This is a genomic window from Mycobacterium paraffinicum, assembly GCF_025822865.1.
Classification (GTDB): Bacteria; Actinomycetota; Actinomycetes; order Mycobacteriales; family Mycobacteriaceae; genus Mycobacterium; species Mycobacterium paraffinicum.
The window spans coordinates 329,411-348,821 of the sequence record NZ_JACKUR010000027.1 but is presented as its reverse complement, the minus strand read 5'-3'; the positions used below and the strand labels follow the sequence as shown (position 1 = coordinate 348,821).

General features: G+C 69.0%; 15 protein-coding genes. 12 read left to right on the top strand and 3 right to left on the bottom strand.

The window, feature by feature from the left end:
* The first annotated feature begins 43 nt into the window (after window positions 1-43).
* Window positions 44-1,357: a mannosyltransferase gene (locus H7J89_RS19285; protein ID WP_264045612.1), complete on the top strand. Its 1,314-nt coding sequence runs from the start codon at window positions 44-46 to the stop codon at window positions 1,355-1,357.
* Here H7J89_RS19285 and H7J89_RS19280 read toward each other — a convergent pair.
* On the bottom strand, window positions 1,354-1,638 hold the full coding sequence (locus H7J89_RS19280; RefSeq protein ID WP_067308371.1) for a 4a-hydroxytetrahydrobiopterin dehydratase: 285 nt from the start codon (window positions 1,636-1,638) through the stop codon (window positions 1,354-1,356). The genes H7J89_RS19285 and H7J89_RS19280 overlap by 4 nt on opposite strands.
* A 24-nt stretch (window positions 1,639-1,662) precedes the next feature.
* Between H7J89_RS19280 and H7J89_RS19275 the strand changes: the two genes are divergently transcribed.
* The 7 genes from H7J89_RS19275 to H7J89_RS19245 all read left to right on the top strand — a co-directional run bounded on the left by H7J89_RS19275 (window position 1,663) and on the right by H7J89_RS19245 (window position 13,150).
* Window positions 1,663-2,067 (top strand): (deoxy)nucleoside triphosphate pyrophosphohydrolase, encoded by a 405-nt coding sequence (locus tag H7J89_RS19275; protein WP_264045608.1) that lies wholly within the window; start codon window positions 1,663-1,665, stop codon window positions 2,065-2,067.
* Window positions 2,068-2,437: 370 nt separating this feature from the next.
* Window positions 2,438-6,145 carry a nitrate reductase subunit alpha gene (locus tag H7J89_RS19270; protein WP_264045606.1) on the top strand — a complete coding sequence of 1,236 codons (3,708 nt, stop codon included), beginning with the start codon at window positions 2,438-2,440 and terminating at the stop codon, window positions 6,143-6,145.
* Between the two features lie 2 nt (window positions 6,146-6,147).
* Window positions 6,148-7,770: a nitrate reductase subunit beta gene (gene narH / locus H7J89_RS19265; protein ID WP_264045602.1), complete on the top strand. Its 1,623-nt coding sequence runs from the start codon at window positions 6,148-6,150 to the stop codon at window positions 7,768-7,770.
* Window positions 7,767-8,432, top strand: coding sequence for a nitrate reductase molybdenum cofactor assembly chaperone (narJ, locus tag H7J89_RS19260; protein ID WP_264045600.1), 666 nt, complete (start codon window positions 7,767-7,769; stop codon window positions 8,430-8,432). The genes narH and narJ overlap by 4 nt, the downstream gene beginning before the upstream one ends.
* The gene (narI, locus tag H7J89_RS19255) at window positions 8,425-9,150 is read left to right on the top strand and encodes a respiratory nitrate reductase subunit gamma (RefSeq protein WP_264045598.1); all 726 of its coding nucleotides are present in this window, start codon (window positions 8,425-8,427) and stop codon (window positions 9,148-9,150) included. The genes narJ and narI overlap by 8 nt, the downstream gene beginning before the upstream one ends.
* Window positions 9,151-9,322: 172 nt before the next feature.
* On the top strand, window positions 9,323-11,212 hold the full coding sequence (typA, locus tag H7J89_RS19250; protein ID WP_264045596.1) for a translational GTPase TypA: 1,890 nt from the start codon (window positions 9,323-9,325) through the stop codon (window positions 11,210-11,212).
* A gap of 45 nt (window positions 11,213-11,257) precedes the next feature.
* Window positions 11,258-13,150: an ABC transporter family substrate-binding protein gene (locus H7J89_RS19245; RefSeq protein ID WP_264046100.1), complete on the top strand. Its 1,893-nt coding sequence runs from the start codon at window positions 11,258-11,260 to the stop codon at window positions 13,148-13,150.
* A gap of 9 nt (window positions 13,151-13,159) precedes the next feature.
* On the opposite strand, the gene H7J89_RS19240 is transcribed toward H7J89_RS19245, so the two are convergent.
* On the bottom strand, window positions 13,160-13,771 hold the full coding sequence (locus H7J89_RS19240) for a TetR/AcrR family transcriptional regulator (protein ID WP_264045594.1): 612 nt from the start codon (window positions 13,769-13,771) through the stop codon (window positions 13,160-13,162).
* A 79-nt stretch (window positions 13,772-13,850) separates the two neighbouring features.
* Here H7J89_RS19240 and mshB point away from each other — a divergent pair, with 79 nt between their 5' ends.
* From mshB to H7J89_RS19220, 4 genes are all read left to right on the top strand, one after another.
* Window positions 13,851-14,765, top strand: a complete 915-nt coding sequence (gene mshB, locus H7J89_RS19235) for an N-acetyl-1-D-myo-inositol-2-amino-2-deoxy-alpha-D-glucopyranoside deacetylase (protein ID WP_264045592.1) — start codon at window positions 13,851-13,853, stop codon at window positions 14,763-14,765.
* A 93-nt stretch (window positions 14,766-14,858) separates the two neighbouring features.
* Complete coding sequence (locus H7J89_RS19230) at window positions 14,859-15,320, top strand: hypothetical protein (protein WP_264045590.1); 462 nt, start codon at window positions 14,859-14,861, stop codon at window positions 15,318-15,320.
* A 108-nt stretch (window positions 15,321-15,428) separates the two neighbouring features.
* On the top strand, window positions 15,429-18,047 hold the full coding sequence (locus H7J89_RS19225; protein ID WP_264045587.1) for a bifunctional FO biosynthesis protein CofGH: 2,619 nt from the start codon (window positions 15,429-15,431) through the stop codon (window positions 18,045-18,047).
* A gap of 30 nt (window positions 18,048-18,077) precedes the next feature.
* Window positions 18,078-18,851: a maleylpyruvate isomerase N-terminal domain-containing protein gene (locus H7J89_RS19220; RefSeq protein ID WP_264045585.1), complete on the top strand. Its 774-nt coding sequence runs from the start codon at window positions 18,078-18,080 to the stop codon at window positions 18,849-18,851.
* A gap of 14 nt (window positions 18,852-18,865) precedes the next feature.
* Here H7J89_RS19220 and H7J89_RS19215 read toward each other — a convergent pair whose 3' ends face one another.
* A complete protein-coding gene (locus tag H7J89_RS19215; RefSeq protein WP_067946075.1) occupies window positions 18,866-19,198 on the bottom strand; it encodes a hemophore-related protein in 333 nt (110 codons plus the stop codon).
* Window positions 19,199-19,411 lie beyond the last annotated feature (213 nt).

Here is a 19,411-nt window from a genome sequence, read left to right as displayed (position 1 = left end):
GTGACGGCGGTGACCGAACGCCCGGCGACCAGGACCGCTGGCGGTGACGAGGTCTACCGGTGCCGCTCAGGCCACCTCAATCGCTAAAGTCGGGCGCATAGACACCACTTCGGCCACCCCGGCGGCACCCCCGCGCCGGCGGTTCGCGAGTCTGCTTCGGGCGGCGGCACCCGCGCTGCTAGTCGCCAGTGTTGCCGCGCGACTCGGCTGGACATATCTGTCGCCCCACGGTGCGAACTTCGTCGACCTGCACGTTTACCTCGGCGGCGCCGCCGCGATCGACCATCCCGGCACGCTGTACAGCTACGTCTACGCCGATCAGACGCCGGACTTCCCGCTGCCGTTCACTTATCCGCCCTTCGCGGCGGTGGTGTTCTACCCGCTGAGCCTGCTGCCCTTCGGCCTGGTCGCCTTCGCGTGGCAGATCGCGACGATGGCCGCGCTGTACGGCGCGATACGGATCAGCCAGCGGTTGATCGGCGTGGCGCCCGGCGGCGACGGCCGCCCCATGGCCATGGCGTGGACGGGGGTCACGATCTGGATCGAGCCGCTGCGCAGCACATTCGACTACGGGCAGGTCAACGTGTTGCTGATGGTGGGGGTGCTGTGGGCGGTGTTGACGACGCGGTGGTGGCTGTCCGGCCTGCTGGTCGGCGTCGCGGCCGGAATCAAGCTGACGCCCGCGATCTCCGGGGTCTACCTGCTCGGCGTGCGGCGGTGGACCGCGGCGGCCTTCTCCTGCGTGGTCTTCGTCGCCACCATCGGCGTGTCGGCACTGGTGGTCGGGGACCAGACGCGCTACTACTTCACCAAACTGCTGGGCGACGCGCATCGCGTGGGCCCCATCGCCACGTCGATCAATCAATCCTGGCGCGGCGGCATCTCCCGGATCCTTGGCCACGACGCCGGCTTCGGCCCGCCGGTCCTGGCCGCCATCGCCGTCACCGCGGTGCTGGCCGTCCTGGCCTGGCGGGCGCTGGACCCGTCCGACCGGCTGGGCAAGTTGTTGGTGGTCGAGTTGTTCGGGCTGCTGCTGTCGCCGATTTCGTGGACTCACCACTGGGTGTGGCTGGTGCCGCTGATGATCTGGGCGATTCACGGGCCGCTGCGCGAGCGGCGCGGCGCACGCGTCGTGGGCTGGGGCTGGCTGGCGCTGACCCTTGTCGGCGTGCCGTGGCTGCTGCTCTTCGCTCAGCCGACCATCTGGCAGATCAGCCGGCCGTGGTATCTGGCCTGGGCCGGCCTGATCTACATCGTGGCCGCCGTGGCGACGTTGGCCTGGATCGCCGTCGCCGGTGAAGGCGCCGAGCGTCACGCCAGCGTGACGGCCGAAGACCGGGCCGCGTTGGAGGACTAGCTCGCGACGATCCCGTCGATGTCGTGAGCCATGGCGACGTCCTTCTCGGTTATGCCCCCCTCGGAGTGCGTAACCAGGGCGAAAGTAACTGTCCGCCAACGGATATCGATGTCCGGGTGATGGTCCTTACTCTCCGCGTGCTCGCCGACCCGGCGCACCGCGTCGATGCCGGCGAGGAAACTCGGGAACTTGATCGAGCGGCGCAGCGCGCCGTCGACACGCTCCCATCCGTTGAGATCGGGCAGTGCGGCGTCGACCTGCTCATCCGTTAACACAGCCATATCTCGACCGTATACCGTCTGGCCATGCCCACCCAGATCGTCGTCGCCGGAGCGGTCATCCGCGGCGCCAGTGTGTTGGTGGCGCAGCGCGTCCGGCCGCCCGAGCTGGCCGGCCGCTGGGAGCTGCCCGGCGGCAAGGTCGCGCCGGGTGAGACGGAACCCGGCGCGCTGGCCCGGGAGCTGGCCGAGGAACTGGGGCTGGCCGTCGGCGACGTCGCGGTGGGCGACCGCCTGGGCGACGACATCGCGCTGGACGGCATGACGCTGCGCGCCTACCGCGTGCACCTGCTCGGCGGCGAGCCGCACGCCCGCGACCACCGGGCGGTGCGCTGGGTGACGGCGGCCGAGCTGACCGACGTCGACTGGGTGCCCGCCGACCGCGCCTGGGTCGCTGACCTGGTGCGGACGCTCGACGGCGGGGCCTCATAACAAGTCCACAGCCTTTCGGCAGCTGACATTCAGCGCCGCAGAAGGTCACGAAGGTGAACTTGGAGATATAACCCAACGTGAACTTGTAGTAAACGACTTGACCTAGAGGTGGGTGTCGACGGCGATCCTTCGCCCGCGCCGGAACCCTCTGGTCCGCAGAACCCATGCTGAGCAGACGGATATTCGTTAACAGGCCGCGTACGGCGGAGGTGATAGACCCTTCCCCCGCACCCGATGTGGGTGCGCGGCCCGGGCCCCCGACATCGATGGCGCCGCCGATACGGCATGGGCCGACGCTCAACACAACGCACCTGGGGTCGAAGCGACGGCCCGGCTACGACGCAGCGATACGGAGTAGAAGGGGTACCTGTTGACTCTCACACCACACGTTGGTGGAGCGCTCGAAGAGTTGCTGGAACGCAGCGGGCGGTTCTTCACGCCCGGCGAGTTCTCGGCCGACCTGCGCACGGTGACACGGCGCGGCGGCCGCGAGGCCGACGTGTTCTACCGCGACAGGTGGAGCCACGACAAGGTGGTGCGCTCCACCCACGGGGTCAACTGCACCGGTTCCTGCTCCTGGAAGATCTACGTCAAGGACGGGATCATCACCTGGGAAACCCAGCAAACCGACTACCCGTCGGTGGGCCCGGACCGGCCGGAATACGAGCCGCGCGGATGCCCACGCGGGGCGTCGTTCTCCTGGTACAGCTACTCGCCCACCCGGGTGCGTTACCCGTACGCGCGGGGCGTGCTGATCGAGATGTACCGGGAAGCCAAGGCGCGCCTCGGCGATCCCGTGCTCGCCTGGGCCGACATCCAGGCGGACCCCGAACGTCGACGGCGCTATCAGCGCGCCCGCGGCAAGGGCGGACTGGTCCGGATCACCTGGGCCGAGGCCACCGAGCTGATCGCCGCCGCCCACGTGCACACCATCAAGACCTACGGTCCCGACCGGGTCGCCGGATTCTCGCCCATCCCGGCGATGTCCATGGTGTCCTACGCCGCGGGGTCGCGGTTCTTCGAGCTCATCGGCGCCCCGATGACGTCGTTCTACGACTGGTACGCCGACCTGCCGGTGGCCTCGCCGCAGGTGTTCGGCGATCAGACCGACGTCCCCGAATCCGGAGACTGGTGGGACGCGGCCTATTTGATGATGTGGGGCTCCAACGTGCCGATCACCCGGACCCCCGACGCGCACTGGATGGCCGAGGCGCGCTACCGCGGCACCAAGGTGGTGACCGTCAGCCCCGACTACGCCGACAACACCAAGTTCGCCGACGAGTGGATGCCGTGCGCGGCCGGCACCGATGGGGCACTCGCGATGGCGATGGGGCATGTCATTCTCTCGGAATGCTATGTACAGAAGGAGGTTCCGTTCTTCGCCGACTTCGCGCGTCGCTACACCGACCTGCCTTTCCTGATCAAGCTGGAAGAGCGCGGCGACATGCTGGTGCCGGGGAAGAACCTCACGGCGGCGGACCTGGGCAGAGGCTTCGAGGCCGAAGAAAACTCGGCGCTCAAACCGGCGGTGTGGGACGAGGCCACCGACTCGGTGGTGGTGCCGCACGGCTCACTGGGATTCCGCTACGGCGAGGACGGCGTCGGTAAATGGAACCTCGACCTCGGCTCCCTGGTGCCGGCGCTCAGTGTGCGAAATGCGCACGGCGCCAACGGCGATGGTGACACCGCGCTGGTCCACCTGGCCAGCTTCGACACGATCAACGGGGAAGGCGCCACCGTGGCGCGCGGTGTCCCGGTGCGCCGCATCGGCAAGCACTTGGTGTGCACCGTTTTCGACCTGATGCTCGCCCAGTACGGCGTGGCCCGCCCGGGGTTGCCCGGCGAATGGCCCACCGGCTACGACGACCCGACCCAGCAGAACACCCCCGCGTGGCAGGAGGCGATCACCGGCGTGTCGGCCGCGCAGGCCATTCGCGTCGCAAAGGAATTTGCCCGCAACGCAGAGGAATCCGGTGGCCGGTCCATGATCATCATGGGCAGCGGGATCTGTCAGTGGTTCCACGGCGACGCCATCTACCGGGCGGTGCTCGCACTGCTGATGCTGACCGGGTCGATGGGGCGCAACGGCGGCGGGTGGGCCCACTACGTCGGCCAGGAAAAGGTACGTCCACTCACCGGATTTCAGACGATGGCGATGGCCACGGACTGGGTGCGCCCGCCGCGGCAGGTGCCGGGTGCGTCCTACTGGTACGCGCACACCGACCAGTGGCGCTACGACGGCTATGCGGCCGACAAGCTGGCCAGCCCGCTGGGCCGCGGCCGATTCGCGGGCAAGCACACGATGGATCTGCTGGCCTCGGCCACCGCGATGGGCTGGAGCCCGTTCTATCCCCAGTTCGACCGGTCCAGCCTGGACGTCGCCGACGAGGCGCGCGACGCCGGCCGCGAGGTCGCCGATTATGTCGCCGAGCAGCTTCGCGACCGCAAGCTCAAGCTCTCGGTCACCGATCCCGACAATCCGGTCAACTGGCCACGGGTGCTTACGGTTTGGCGGGCCAACCTGATCGGATCGTCGGGCAAGGGCGGCGAGTACTTCCTGCGGCACTTGCTGGGCACCGACTCCAATGTGCAGGCCGAACCGCCGGCCGACGGGATTCCGCCCGCCGACGTGGTGTGTGAGGGCGACATCCCCGAGGGCAAGCTCGACCTGATGATGTCGATCGACTTCCGGATGACCTCGACGACATTGGTCTCGGACATCGTGCTGCCGGCGGCGACCTGGTACGAGAAGGCCGACCTCTCCAGCACCGACATGCACCCATACGTGCACGCGTTCAGTGCCGCGACGGATCCACCCTGGGAAACCCGTTCGGATTTCGAGGCTTTCGGCGCCATCGCCCGGGCCTTCAGCGCGCTGGCCAAGCGTCACCTGGGCACCCGCCGCGACGTGGTCCTCACGGCGCTGCAGCACGACACCCCCGACGCGATGGCCTATCCCGACGGCACCGAAGAAGACTGGCTGCACACCGGTGCGACACCGGTGCCCGGGCGCAGCATGGCCAGGCTCACGGTGGTGGAACGCGACTACGGCGCCGTCTATGACAAGTGGCAGACCCTGGGCCCGCTCGTCGAGACATTCGGCCTGACCACCAAGGGCATCACGGTGCATCCGTTCCGGGAGGTCGAGGAACTGGCGGCCAAGTTCGGCGTGATGAATTCTGGTGCGGCAGCGGGGCGTCCGGCCATCACCACCGCCGCGCGGATGGCCGACGTGCTGCTGCTGTTGTCCGGGACGACCAACGGCCGGCTCGCTGTCGAGGGTTTCCGCGAACTGGAGAAGCGGACGGGTCAACGGCTGGCGCACCTGGCCGAGGGCAGCGAGGAACGACGCATCAGCTATGCCGACACCCAGGCGCGTCCGGTCCCGGTGATCACCAGCCCGGAATGGTCGGGCAGCGAAACCGGTGGGCGCCGCTACGCGCCGTTCACCATCAACATCGAAAACCTGAAGCCGTTCCACACGCTGACCGGCCGGATGCACTTCTACCTGGCCCACGACTGGGTCGAGGAACTCGGCGAGCACCTGCCGGTGTTCCGTCCGCCGCTGGACATGGCGCGGCTGTTCGGCCAGCCGCAGCTCGGTCCGACTGATGATGGGATCGGCCTCACCGTAAGGTATTTGACGCCGCACTCGAAGTGGTCGTTCCACTCCACCTACCAGGACAACCTTTACATGCTGTCGTTGTCCCGGGGCGGGCCCACGATGTGGATGAGCCCCGGCGACGCGGTCAAACTCAAAGTCCGCGACAACGATTGGGTCGAGGCAGTCAATGCCAACGGTATCTACGTGTGCCGTGCCATCGTCTCGCATCGCATGCCCGATGGTGTGGTGTTCGTCTACCACGTGCAGGAACGCACGGTGGACACACCCCGCACCGAAGCCAACAACAAGCGCGGCGGCAACCACAACGCGCTGACTCGCGTCCGCATCAAGCCCAGCCACCTCGCCGGGGGCTACGGCCAACATGCGTTCGCCTTCAACTACATGGGACCGACCGGCAACCAGCGCGACGAGGTCACCGTGGTGCGCCGCCGCAACCAGGAAGTGACGTACTGACGATGAAGGTAATGGCCCAGCTGGCGATGGTGATGAACCTCGACAAGTGCATCGGCTGCCACACGTGCTCGGTCACCTGCAAGCAGGCCTGGACCAACCGCTCCGGCACCGAGTACGTGTGGTTCAACAACGTGGAAACCCGACCGGGCCAAGGCTATCCGCGCACCTACGAGGACCAGGAGCGCTGGCGCGGGGGCTGGATACGCGACAAGAAGGGCCGGCTGCGGTTGCGCGACGGCGGGCGTATCCAGAAGTTGCTGCGCATCTTCGCCAACCCGCGGCTGCCGATCATCGACGACTACTACGAGCCCTGGACCTACGACTACGAGACCCTGACCACGGCGCCCGCGGGTGACACGTTTCCCACCGCGGCACCCAAGAGCCTGATCAGCGGCGAACCGATGAAGATCTCCTGGGGGCCGAACTGGGACGACAACCTGGCCGGGTCGCCGGAGATCCTTGAAGGGGACCCGATTTTGAAGAAGGTCAGCGAGGACGTCAAACTGGCGCTCGAAGAGACCTTCATGTTCTACCTGCCCCGGATCTGCGAGCACTGCCTCAACCCGTCCTGTGTGGCGTCGTGCCCGTCGGGCGCGATGTACAAGCGCAGCGAGGACGGCATCGTGCTGGTCGACCAGGACCGCTGCCGAGGGTGGCGGATGTGCGTCTCCGGATGTCCTTACAAGAAGGTCTATTTCAACCACAAGACGGGCAAGGCCGAGAAGTGCACGCTGTGCTATCCGCGGATGGAGGTCGGGTTGCCGACCATCTGCTCGGAGACCTGCGTGGGCCGGCTGCGGTATCTGGGGCTGGTCCTCTACGACGTGGATCGGGTGCTGGAGGCGGCGTCGGTGGAGAACGAAACCGACCTCTACGAGGCGCAGCGCCGAATCCTGTTGGACGCATGCGACCCCGAGGTGATCACCGCCGCACGCGCGGAGGGCATCTCCGACGAGTGGATCGAGGCGGCCCAACGCTCGCCGGTGTACGCGCTGATCAACAACTTTCAGGTCGCGCTGCCCCTGCACCCGGAATACCGCACCATGCCGATGGTCTGGTACATCCCGCCGCTGTCGCCGGTGGTCGACGCGGTCAGCCGCGACGGTCACGACGGGGAAGAACTGGGCAACCTGTTCGGCGCGCTGGACGCGCTGCGCATCCCGATGCAATACCTGGCCGAGCTGTTCACCGCGGGGGACACCGCCGTGGTCGAGGGGGTGCTGCGGCGGCTGGCGGCGATGCGCTCCTACATGCGCGACATCAATCTCGGGCGCGAAACCCAGCCGCACATACCGCAATCCGTCGGGATGACCGAAGAGCAGATCTACGAGATGTACCGGCTGCTGGCCATCGCGAAATACGAAGAGCGCTACGTCATTCCGACCGCGTTCAGCCCGCAGGCCCGCGACCTCGAACAGATGGGTTGCTCGTTGACGGGCGACGGCGGCCCGGGCATGTACGAGTCGGGTGAACCGGTGCCGGTCGCCGTGGAGACGTTCCACGCGCTCAAGCGGCCCGGCGGCGAGGCGGCCGCCGACGGCCAGCGGTCCGTGCGGGTGAACCTGCTGAATTGGGACGGGCGCCAGGTGCCCGCCGGGATGTTTCCCGAAGAGCAGAAGCAATGAGGCTGCTGGCCGGGCGGCGGGGACGCACCAACACCCTGCAGGACCGACTGGTGTGGCAGGCGGCATCGCTGCTGCTGGCCTACCCGGACGACGAGCTGGCCGCCCGGCTGGACACCGTCGACGAGCTGCTCAGCCACATCGGCGGGCCCGAGGCGACGTTGCTCGGACAGACGGTGGCCGCGTTGCGCGCCCGCGAGCCGATGGCCGCCGCGATGGACTACGTCGCGACGTTCGACATGCGGCGCCACTGCACGATGTACTTGACGTACTGGACCGCCGGGGATACCCGCAACCGCGGCCGGGAGATGGTCGAGTTCGCCGCCGCCTACCGGGAATCGGGCGTGCAGCCGCCGCGCACCGAGGCGCCCGATCACCTACCCGTCGTCCTCGAGTACGCCGCCACCGTCGATCCCGAGGTGGGGCGGCGGCTGCTGACCGAGCACCGGGTGCCCATCGACGTGTTGCGGGGCGCCCTCGCCGACGCGAAGTCGCCCTATGAGCCCACCGTGGCGGCGGTGTGCGCGACGCTGCCCCCCGCGACGGACCAGGACGTGCGCCGCGCCGAGCGCCTGGCGCAAGCCGGGCCGCCCGCGGAAGCCGTTGGGCTGCAACCCTTTAACTTGACCGTGCCGCCCCGACGCGAAGGAGCGCCAGGTGTTTAGCAACGTATTGTTCTGGGACATCGCGCCATACGTCACGCTGACGGTCTTGATCGTCGGCACCTGGTGGCGGTACCGCTACGACAAGTTCGGCTGGACCTCACGTTCCTCGCAGATCTACGAGTCGCGGCTGTTGCGGGTGGCCAGCCCGATGTTCCACTTCGGCATCCTGGCGGTTTTCGCCGGACACGTGATGGGCTTGTTCATCCCGCCGCGGGTGACGCACATGCTGAAAATGAGCGACCACGTCTACCATCTACAGGCGGTCATCGCCGGGTCGGCCGCCGGCCTCGCGACCCTGGCCGGGATCGGATTGCTCATCTACCGGCGGTTCACCCGCCCGGCGGTGTCCATGGCCACCACCCGCAGCGACAAGCTGATGTATGTGGTGCTGGTGCTGGCCATCGTGGTGGGCCTGTACTGCGACCTGATCGGCACCGGGCCGCACGGCGGCGAGTTCCACTACCGGTACACGGTCGGGCTGTGGTTCCGCCGGATCTGGATCTTCCAGCCGCACGGCGAGGTGATGATCAACGCGCCGCTGGACTACCAACTGCACGCCTTGATCGGCATGGTGCTGTTCACGCTGTTGCCGTTCACCCGGCTGGTGCACATCTTCAGCGCGCCGATCGCCTACCTGTTCCGGCCGTACATCGTCTACCGCAGCCGCGAATCCAAGGGCGAATTGGTCGGCACGGCGCCGCGCCGCAGGGGATGGTAGGGGGCGCTCGGCTGCCCCGTTGAGCGTGCGTCCTGGGCTTTCGGTGTGCGGCCGGGGTGGCAACACGCGGGGGCGGGCCGCCCTGGACGCACACCGGACAGCGCGCGGGCCGCACCTGCCAGTTCGCCTTCGAGTTCGCTTTGGAAGGCCCCCCGCTGCCACAATCACCGACGTGCCATTTCGTAACGTCGCCATCGTCGCCCACGTCGACCACGGCAAGACCACCCTCGTGGACGCGATGCTGCGGCAATCCGGGGCGCTGCACCATCGCGGCGACGACACCCAGGAACGCATCATGGACAGCGGTGACCTCGAGAAGGAAAAGGGCATCACCATCCTGGCCAAGAACACCGCCGTGCACCGCCTTAACGCCGACGGCACGGTCACCGTCATCAATGTGATCGACACCCCCGGGCACGCCGACTTCGGCGGGGAGGTGGAGCGCGGGCTGTCCATGGTGGACGGCGTGCTGCTGCTGGTCGACGCGTCCGAAGGGCCGCTGCCGCAGACACGGTTCGTGTTGCGCAAGGCGCTGGCCGCACACCTTCCGGTGATCCTCGTCGTCAACAAGACCGACCGGCCCGACGCGCGCATCGCCGAGGTTGTGGACGCCAGCCACGACCTGCTGCTGGACGTCGCCTCCGACCTCGACGACGAGGCCGCCAAGGCGGCCGAGCACGCGCTGGGCCTGCCGACGCTGTACGCGTCCGGCCGGGCCGGCGTCGCCAGCACCACCCAGCCGGCCGACGGCGAGGTGCCCGCCGGCGACAACCTGGACCCGCTGTTCGACGTGCTGATGGAGCACATCCCGCCGCCGTCGGGGGACCCCGAGGCGCCGCTGCAGGCGCTGGTCACCAACCTCGACGCGTCGGCGTTCCTCGGGCGGCTCGCCCTGATCCGCATCTACAACGGCAAGCTGCGCAAGGGCCAGCAGGTCGCCTGGATGCGTGAAGTCGACGGCCTGCCCGTCATCACCAGCGCCAAGATCACCGAGCTGCTCGCGACCGAGGGCGTCGAGCGCAGCGCCACCGACGAGGCGATCGCCGGCGACATCGTGGCGGTCGCCGGCCTGCCCGAGATCATGATCGGCGACACGCTGGCCGATCCCGATCACGCCCACGCGCTGCCCCGGATCACCGTCGACGAGCCGGCGATCTCGGTGACGATCGGCACCAACACCTCGCCGCTGGCGGGCAAGGTGTCGGGCCACAAGCTGACCGCGCGCATGGTCCGCAACCGCCTGGACCAGGAGCTGGTCGGCAACGTGTCGATCCGGGTCGTGGACATCGGCCGGCCGGACGCCTGGGAGGTGCAGGGCCGCGGCGAGCTCGCCCTGGCCGTCCTGGTCGAGCAGATGCGCCGCGAGGGTTTCGAGCTCACGGTCGGCAAGCCGCAGGTGGTCACCCGCACGATCGACGGCAAGCTGCACGAGCCGTTCGAGGCGATGACCATCGACTGCCCCGAAGAGTTCGTCGGCGCGATCACCCAGCTGATGGCCGCCCGCAAGGGCCGCATGGAGGAGATGACCAACCACGCCGCCGGCTGGGTCCGGATGGACTTCATCGTGCCCAGCCGCGGACTGATCGGGTTCCGCACCGATTTCCTGACCATCACCCGCGGCACCGGGATCGCCAACGCCGTGTTCGACGGCTACCGGCCGTGGGCGGGGGAGATCCGGGCCCGCCACACCGGGTCGCTGGTTTCCGACCGCAGCGGCACCATCACGCCGTTCGCGCTGATTCAGCTCGCCGATCGGGGACAGTTCTTCGTCGAACCCGGCCAGGACACCTACGAGGGCATGGTCGTCGGAATCAACCCGCGCGCAGAGGATCTCGACATCAACGTCACCCGGGAGAAGAAGCTCACCAACATGCGGTCGTCGACGGCCGACGTCATCGAGACCCTGGCCAAGCCGCTCGAGCTCGACCTGGAACAGGCCATGGAGTTCTGTGCGCAAGACGAATGCGTCGAGGTGACCCCGGAGATCGTGCGCGTCCGCAAGGTGGAGCTGGACGCCACGACCCGGGGCCGCAGCCGGGCGCGGGCCAAGGCCCGGGGTTAATCGCGCGTGCTTGGGCGGGCTGCTGGGCAGCTGCTCGTTACCCTGATCGGCATGCCGAGACGAGTCCGCCGTTTCTTCGTGACGGTGGGCGTGGTCGTCTCGCTGGCCGGATTGGCGCTCGCCGCGTGCACGGTCAACCCCCCGCCGGCGCCGCAGAGCACCGACACGCCGCACAACTCGCCACCGCCGCCGCCGCGGCCGACCCAGATCATCATGGGCATCGACTCGATCGGCGCCGGCTTCAACCCGCACCTGCTGTCCGACCTGTCCCCGGTGAACGCGGCGATCAGCGCGCTGGTGCTGCCCAGCGCGTTCCGGCCGGTGCCCGACCCGGGCACGCCGACGGGCTCACGCTGGGAGATGGACCCGACCCTGCTGGAGTCGGCCGAGGTCACCAGCCAGAGCCCGTTCACGGTGACCTACAAGATCCGGCCGGAGGCGCAGTGGACCGACAACGCCCCGATCGCCGCCGACGACTTCTGGTACCTGTGGCGGCAGATGGTCAGCCAGCCCGGCGTCGTCGACCCCGCCGGGTACGACCTCATCACCGGCGTGCAGTCGCTCGAGGGCGGCAAGCAGGCGGTGGTCACCTTCGCCCAGCCCTACCCGTCGTGGAAAGAGCTGTTCAGCAACATCCTTCCGGCGCACATCGTCAAGGACGTGCCGGGCGGGTTCGCGGCCGGGCTGGCCCGCTCGCTCCCGGTGACCGGCGGCCAGTTCCGGGTGGAGAGCATCGATCCGCAGCGCGACGAGATCCTGGTGGCCCGCAACGATCGCTACTGGGGACCACCGGCCAAGCCCGCGCTCATCCTCTTCCGGCGTGCCGGAGCACCGGCCGCGCTGGCCGATTCCGTGCGCAACGGTGACACCCAGGTCGCCCAGGTGCACGGCGGATCGGCGGCTTTCGCACAGCTGTCCGCCATCCCCGACGTGCGCACCGCCCGGATCGTGACGCCCCGGGTCATGCAGCTGACGCTGCGGGCCAACGAGCCCAAGCTGTCCGACGCGCAGGTGCGCAAGGCGATGCTCGGGCTGCTCGACGTCGACCTGCTGGCGGCGGTGGGCGCGGGCAGCGACAACACCGTCACGCTGGACCAGGCCCAGATCCGGGCCCCCAGCGATCCCGGCTACGAGCCGACCGCGCCCCCCGCGATGACGACGCCGGCGGCGCTGGCCTTGCTGGAGGGATCCGGCTACAAGGTCGAGGGCAATTCGTCGGCGTCCCCGGCGCCGACACCGGCGAACACCGCTCCGCCCGAAGTCATCCGCGGCCGGATCAGCAAGGACGGTCAACAGCTGGCGCTGGTCATCGGCGTGGCGGTCAACGACCCGACGTCCGTCGCGGTGGCCAACACCGCGGCCGACCAGCTGCGCAACGTCGGCATCGCCGCCAGCGTGCTGGCGCTGGACCCGGTGACGCTGTATCGCGACGCGCTGAACAACCACCAGGTGGACGCGATCGTCGGCTGGCACCAGGCGGGCGGCAATCTGGCGACGCGCCTGGCGTCGCGGTACGGCTGCCCGGCCCTGGAATCGACGCAGGTGCCGGCGCCCACGGGGCCGACGACCAGTGCTCCTGGGCCGGGCTCGCCATCGACCACCGGACCGGGCACCTCCGCCACCACGCCGACGTCGTCGCCGCCACCCAGCCGCCCGGCCGACCCCAACGCCTTGGTACAGGCGCCCTCCAACCTCACCGGGATCTGCGATCGCAGCGTTCAGTCGAACATCGACGCCGCGCTGAACGGCACCAAGAGCATCAACGACGTGATCACGGCGGTCGAGCCGCGACTGTGGAACATGTCCACCGTATTGCCGATCCTGCAGGACACCACGATCGTCGGCGCCGGCCCGAGCGTGCAGAACGTCAGCCTGTCGGGCGCGGTGCCGGTCGGCATCGTCGGCGACGCCGGCCAATGGATCAAGACCGGGCCGTAGCCCGCGTCCTCAGTCGGCCGCCCGCCCCGGTCGCGGCGGGATCACCGTGTCGACTATCAGCGCCAGCTCCCGGCGGTTCGGCGGCGATCCGGTCAGCAGGAAGTGCTGGTTGATCAAAGCCGGGCCGATGCGGGCGGTCAGCGGGGTGATCAGCGCCGGATCGAGCTCGCCCTCCGCGACCGCGGCCTGCAGGATCGATTCGACGATCTGCAGGCGCGGGGCCACCACGGCGTCGGCGAAGATGGCGCGCATCTCGGGTTCGTGCAGGAGCTGGTTGACGGTGGCCATGCCGGGGAAGGCGGTCTTCCCGGCGCAGATGTCGCGGTGGGCGCTGAACACCGTCAGCAGGTTCTCCCGGGCCGACCGGCCGGGCCGCGCCTCGGGCAACGGCGGCAAGGTATGGACCAGTGCGGCGTGCACGAGCTCGCACTTGGTGGTCCACCGCCGGTACAGGGCCGCCTTGCCGGTATGGGCGCGCGCCGCGATCCCCTCCATCGTCAGCCCGCCATAGCCGACCTCGGCCAATTCGGCCAGGGTGGCTTCGTAGAGCGCCCGCTCGAGGACCTCGCCCCGTCGGCGGCTCCGGCCACCGGTCGGGGCGGTCTGGGTGAGCTGCGGCATCCCTCGATAGTAGCCGTATGCGTTCCTATCGGTGACGACGAGACCGCGAACGGGCCTGCGCTGCGGGTAGGGTGCGTCCATGCCCGAGACGCCACGGCTGCTGTTCGTCCACGCGCATCCCGACGACGAGAGCCTCAGCAACGGCGCCACCATTGCCCACTACACCGCCCGCGGGGCCGACGTGCGCGTCGTCACCTGCACGCTCGGCGAAGAGGGTGAGGTCATCGGTGACCGCTGGGCCGGCCTGGCCGTCGATCACGCGGATCAGTTGGGGGGCTATCGCATCGGCGAGCTCACCGCGGCGCTGCGTGCGCTCGGCGTCGGCGCCCCCCACTACCTGGGCGGCGCCGGACGCTGGCGCGACTCGGGCATGCAGGGAACGCCGGGGCGGGGGCGGCAGCGGTTCATCGACGCCGACGAGCGCGAGGCTGTCGGCGAGTTGGTCGCCGTCATTCGCGAGCATCGCCCGCACGTCGTGGTGACCTACGACCCCGGCGGCGGCTACGGCCACCCCGACCACGTCCACACTCACACCGTCACAACGGCCGCCGTGAAGGCGTCCGGTCCGGGGACCGGCTCCGGCGACTTCCCCGGCGAGCCGTGGACCGTGCCGAAGTTCTACTGGTCGGTGTTCGCCACCCGCGCCTTCCTGGCGGGCATGCGTGCCCTCAATGGCGAGGACCTGCGGCCCGAGTGGGCGATCCCCCCGGAGGAAGAGTTCGGCTTCGGGTACCCGGACTCCGACATCGACGCCGTCGTCGAGCCCGGCCGACAGGCCTGGGCGGCAAAGCGGGCGGCGCTCGCCGCGCACGCCACCCAGGTGGTCGTGGGACCGACCGGCCGGGCCTGCGCCCTGTCGAACAACATGGCGCTGCCCATCCTCGCCGAGGAGCACTACGTGCTGGCGGCCGGCACGGCGGGGGAGCGCGACGAGCGCGGGTGGGAGACAGATCTGCTTGCGGGGCTTGATTTCACCGCGGCCGACACGGGGTAGGCTTGCCAATCAGGCAGCCACGGAAGGATTTCGCATGGACCCCGACCTGGACCCTAATCAGCAGCATTGGCAGGACCGGCTCGACAGCCTGCAGTGGGTTATCGGCTCGATACTCTCCAACATCGACAGCGTCCCGACCTGACCGAAACCAAGCCGCGCGCCGCATCTCTCGAAGACATCGGCGCGACAGACCCCGCGATACGTTTCGTTGTCTTGGCGCTGTTGGCCGTCGACGGGGTTCTCTCCGCACTGGCCGGGGCCCTGCTGCTGCCTTCCTATATCGGGGCGGTCCCGTTTCCCATCAGCGGATTGATTTCTGGATTGGTCAACGCCGCGCTGGTGTGGGCCGCCGGCCGGTGGACCACATCGTCGCGGCTGGCCGCGCTGCCGTTGTGGACCTGGCTGCTCACGGTGGCGGTGATCAGCATGGGCGGCCCGGCCGACGACGTGATCCTGGGGGGTCGCGGCGTGATGGCCTACGGGGCGTTGCTGCTGATCGTGCTGGGTGTGGTGCCGCCATTCTGGGTGCTCTGGCGGCGCGGGCGCCGGGCCTGACGTCGTGCGGTCACGCGGGCCGGGATGTCCCCGCTTGCGGGTGTGGCACTGCCGCTACTGTTGACTGTTGCGCAGACGGGGCCCGCACGGGTCGGAAGATAATTTCACATGTTGGGACACGCGGATGAAATTCGATCGTGGGGAAGTTACACGAAGGTGCCGCTGACTCCGGGCGAGGAGCCTACCGCTCTTCCTAATCCTGTGGCTTTGCCAAAGACCAGCGCCTCGGCGTTGCGACGCGTGCTGCGCCGCGCGCGAGACGGCGTCGCGCTCAACGTCGATGAGGCCGCCGTCGCGATGACCGCGCGGGGTGAGGACCTCGCGGATCTGTGCGCCAGCGCGGCGCGGGTGCGCGACGCGGGCCTGGCATCGGCCGGCCGGCGCGGCCCCGGCGGCGGGTTGCCCGTCACCTATTCGCGCAAGGTGTTCATCCCGGTCACCCATCTGTGCCGCGACACCTGCCATTACTGCACCTTCGTCACCGTGCCGGGCAAGCTGCGCGCGCAGGGCGCGGGCATGTATCTCGAGCCCGACGAGATCCTCGACATCGCTGGCCGCGGAGCCGAATTGGGTTGCAAAGAAGCCCTTTTCACCCTCGGTGACCGGCCCGAGGATCGATGGCCGGAGGCGGGGCAGTGGCTCAGCGAACGCGGCTATGACTCCACGCTGTCCTACGTGCGGGCCATGGCGATCCGGGTGCTCGAAGAGACCGGCCTGCTGCCGCACCTGAACCCCGGTGTGATGAGCTGGTCGGAGATGGCCCGGCTGAAGCCGGTGGCGCCGTCGATGGGCATGATGCTCGAGACCACGTCGCGGCGGCTGTTCGAGACGAAAGGGCTTGCCCACTACGGCAGCCCGGACAAAGACCCCGCGGTGCGGCTACGCACACTCACCGATGCGGGCCGGCTGTCCATCCCGTTCACCACCGGCCTGCTGGTCGGCATCGGCGAGACCCTGACCGAACGTGCCGAAACCTTGCACGCGATTCGCAAGTCGCACAAGGAGTTCGGGCACGTGCAAGAAGTGATCGTGCAGAACTTCCGGGCCAAGGAACACACCGCGATGGCCGCCGTCCCCGACGCGGGGATGGACGACTACCTGGCGACGGTGGCGGTCGCCCGGCTGGTGCTCGGCCCCGGCATGCGCATCCAGGCGCCGCCCAACCTGGTGTCCCGCGACGAGTGCCTGGCGCTGGTCGGCGCCGGGGTCGACGACTGGGGCGGCGTGTCACCGCTGACGCCCGATCACGTCAACCCCGAGCGGCCGTGGCCCGCTCTCGACGAGCTGGCCGACATCACCGCCGAGGCCGGATACGAACTGGTTCAGCGACTTACCGCCCAGCCCAAGTACGTGCAAGCCGGGGCGGCGTGGATCGACCCGCGGGTGCGCGGACACGTGATGGCGCTGGCCGACCCGGCGACCGGCCTGGCCCGCGACGTCAATCCGGTGGGCCTGCCCTGGCAGGAGCCCGACGACGTCGCGTCCGCCGGGCGGGTGGACCTCAACGCGGCGATCGACACCGAGGGCCGCGCCACCGAAGCGCGCAGCGATCTGGACAGCGCCTTCGGCGACTGGGAATCGATCCGCGCGCAGGTGCACGAGCTGGCCGCGCGGGCCCCCGAGCGCATCGACACCGACGTGCTCGCCGCGCTGCGGGCCGCGGAGCGCGACCCGGCCGGCTGCGCCGACAGCGAGTACCTGGCGCTGGCGACCGCCGACGGACCCGCGCTGGAAGCGGTTGCCGCCCTGGCTGATTCGCTACGGCGCGACACGGTGGGCGAAGACGTGACATTCGTGGTGAACCGCAACATCAACTTCACCAACATCTGCTACACGGGTTGCCGGTTCTGCGCCTTCGCGCAGCGCAAGGGCGACGCCGACGCTTATTCGTTGTCCACCGAAGAGGTGGCCGACCGCGCGTGGGAGGCGCACGTCGAAGGCGCCACCGAGGTGTGCATGCAGGGCGGGATCGACCCGGAGTTGCCGGTCACCGGTTACGCCGACCTGGTCCGCGCCGTCAAGGCGCGGGTGCCGTCGATGCATGTGCATGCCTTCTCGCCGATGGAGATCGCCAACGGCGTGACCAAGAGCGGGCTGAGCGTCCGCGAGTGGCTGATCAGCCTGCGCGAGGCCGGGCTGGACACGATCCCGGGCACGGCGGCCGAGATCCTGGACGACGAAGTGCGCTGGGTGCTGACCAAGGGCAAGCTGCCGACCTCGGAATGGATCGACATCGTGACCACCGCACACGAGGTGGGCCTGCGGTCGTCGTCGACGATGATGTACGGGCACGTCGACAGCCCGCGGCACTGGGTGGGTCATCTCAACGTGCTGCGTGGGATCCAGGACCGCACCGGCGGGTTCACCGAGTTCGTCCCGTTGCCGTTCGTACACCAGAGCTCGCCGTTGTACCTCGCGGGCGCGGCCAGGCCCGGGCCCACCCACCGCGACAACCGTGCCGTGCACGCGTTGGCGCGAATCATGTTGCACGGCCGGATATCCCAGATTCAGACCAGCTGGGTCAAGCTCGGGGTCGAGCGCACACAGGTGATGCTCAACGGCGGTGCGAACGATCTGGGCGGCACGCTGATGGAGGAGACCATCTCGCGGATGGCCGGTTCGGAGCACGGGTCGGCCAAGAGCGTCGAAGAGCTGACCGCGATCGCCGAGGGGATCGGACGCCCCGCCCGCCAACGCACCACGACCTACGCCCCGCGGGCCGCTTAGCAGCCCGCGGCGGCGGGTATACCCGACGCCGTGAACCGACAGATCGACGATGACCGGTTCCCCGAGTGGCGACCGTTCGTAGACGCGGTGCAGCGGCGCCGGCCCGACGCCGGCACCTGGTGCGAGGCCTGGACGGTGCGCGACATCGTCGTCCATCAGGCCGGAAACGCCGAGGAGATCGCCCGAGTGCTGGCCGCGCACCTGGACGGCGAGCCCGTCGGCACGCGCGGCTTCGAGGAACGCGAGGGACCACTGCGCGCGCTGAACGACGCGGACCTGTGGGACGCGCTCTTCGACCGGATGGCCACCCTCAATCGGATCGCGGAAGCGGCCGACGACGTGCCCCAGGACACCGACGTCGCGTGGACGGGCCGCATCATGAAGGTGCCCTGGTTCGCCGAACACATGCGCGAGGAGCTCGTGCTGCACGGCTGGGACATCACCGGGGACGCCGACATCCCGGCGGCCCTAAAGACCGGGCTGGCCGACCCCTGGATGACCACTCACAGCGTCGTGGCGGTCGGAAAACCGCTGCTGGCCAAGGGGACCAAGCAATTGCGGCCCGGCGAGCGCGTCGAGGCCAGGCTGCGCGCCGCCGGCACCGATGACGTCGTGATCAGCGCTGAAACCGACCGCACCGCCATCGGACTCAGCGAACCCGAAGGCTCCGCCACCCTGGAAACCGACCCCGCCGCGCGCGTGCTGCTGCTCTGGGGACGCAAGCCGGCAGACCCATCGAGAATCTGCAGCCGCGTCGGACCGGAGACCCTGGGCCGCGTGCGCGGCCTGCTCAGCGGTTACTGAACCGCGTGCTGGGCTCAGAAGTTGTTACAGGTGACCGCGACCTGGTTGATGTCGTCGTAGTACTTCATCGCCGACGGCATCGCCTGGATCTGCTGGGCCATCTGCTGGCGCTTCGGCGGCGGCGCGGCCAAGAAGTTGCGGATGTAGGACTGCGCGATCGGCGAGCTGTTCAGCTGCGTGGCGGCCGCCGGATCGGTGGCGTTGAGCGCAGCGATGACCTGCCCGTAGTTGCAAGTGGTGTTGATGATCGCGTCCGTCGGGTCCGCGGACGCGATTCCGGCCCCGGCGGTCAACGCCACGGCCGCGCCCCCGAGCGCAACGGTCAATTTGGTCAACGACAGCCTCATGTGTGGACACCTTCCCCGTATATGCACCGCTGTAAAGGCGACGACATCTGCCCAGCGGTTGCCGTCTTCCGGTCGAGGCTACCAGGCGCCACGACCGTGCTTCCATCGCAATGCATATCGCGGAGCGCCACGGAAGTGCGACTTTTCGCAGGTCAGCAGGCTGGGCGTGCTGTTCGCCCTCGGCGAAACCGACCCCGGTCGCGGCGTCCGAGA

Excerpts from the sequence above, each read along its gene's own strand:
- H7J89_RS19275 (WP_264045608.1), top strand. The coding sequence starts at position 1,663 with ATGCCCACCCAGATCGTCGTCGCCGGAGCGGTCATCCGCGGCGCCAGT.
- narH (WP_264045602.1), top strand. The coding sequence starts at position 6,148 with ATGAAGGTAATGGCCCAGCTGGCGATGGTGATGAACCTCGACAAGTGC.
- H7J89_RS19240 (WP_264045594.1), bottom strand. The coding sequence starts at position 13,771 with ATGCCGCAGCTCACCCAGACCGCCCCGACCGGTGGCCGGAGCCGCCGA.
- H7J89_RS19225 (WP_264045587.1), top strand. The coding sequence starts at position 15,429 with ATGTTGGGACACGCGGATGAAATTCGATCGTGGGGAAGTTACACGAAG.
- mshB (WP_264045592.1), top strand. The coding sequence starts at position 13,851 with ATGCCCGAGACGCCACGGCTGCTGTTCGTCCACGCGCATCCCGACGAC.
- H7J89_RS19280 (WP_067308371.1), bottom strand. The coding sequence starts at position 1,638 with ATGGCTGTGTTAACGGATGAGCAGGTCGACGCCGCACTGCCCGATCTC.
- H7J89_RS19215 (WP_067946075.1), bottom strand. The coding sequence starts at position 19,198 with ATGAGGCTGTCGTTGACCAAATTGACCGTTGCGCTCGGGGGCGCGGCC.
- narJ (WP_264045600.1), top strand. The coding sequence starts at position 7,767 with ATGAGGCTGCTGGCCGGGCGGCGGGGACGCACCAACACCCTGCAGGAC.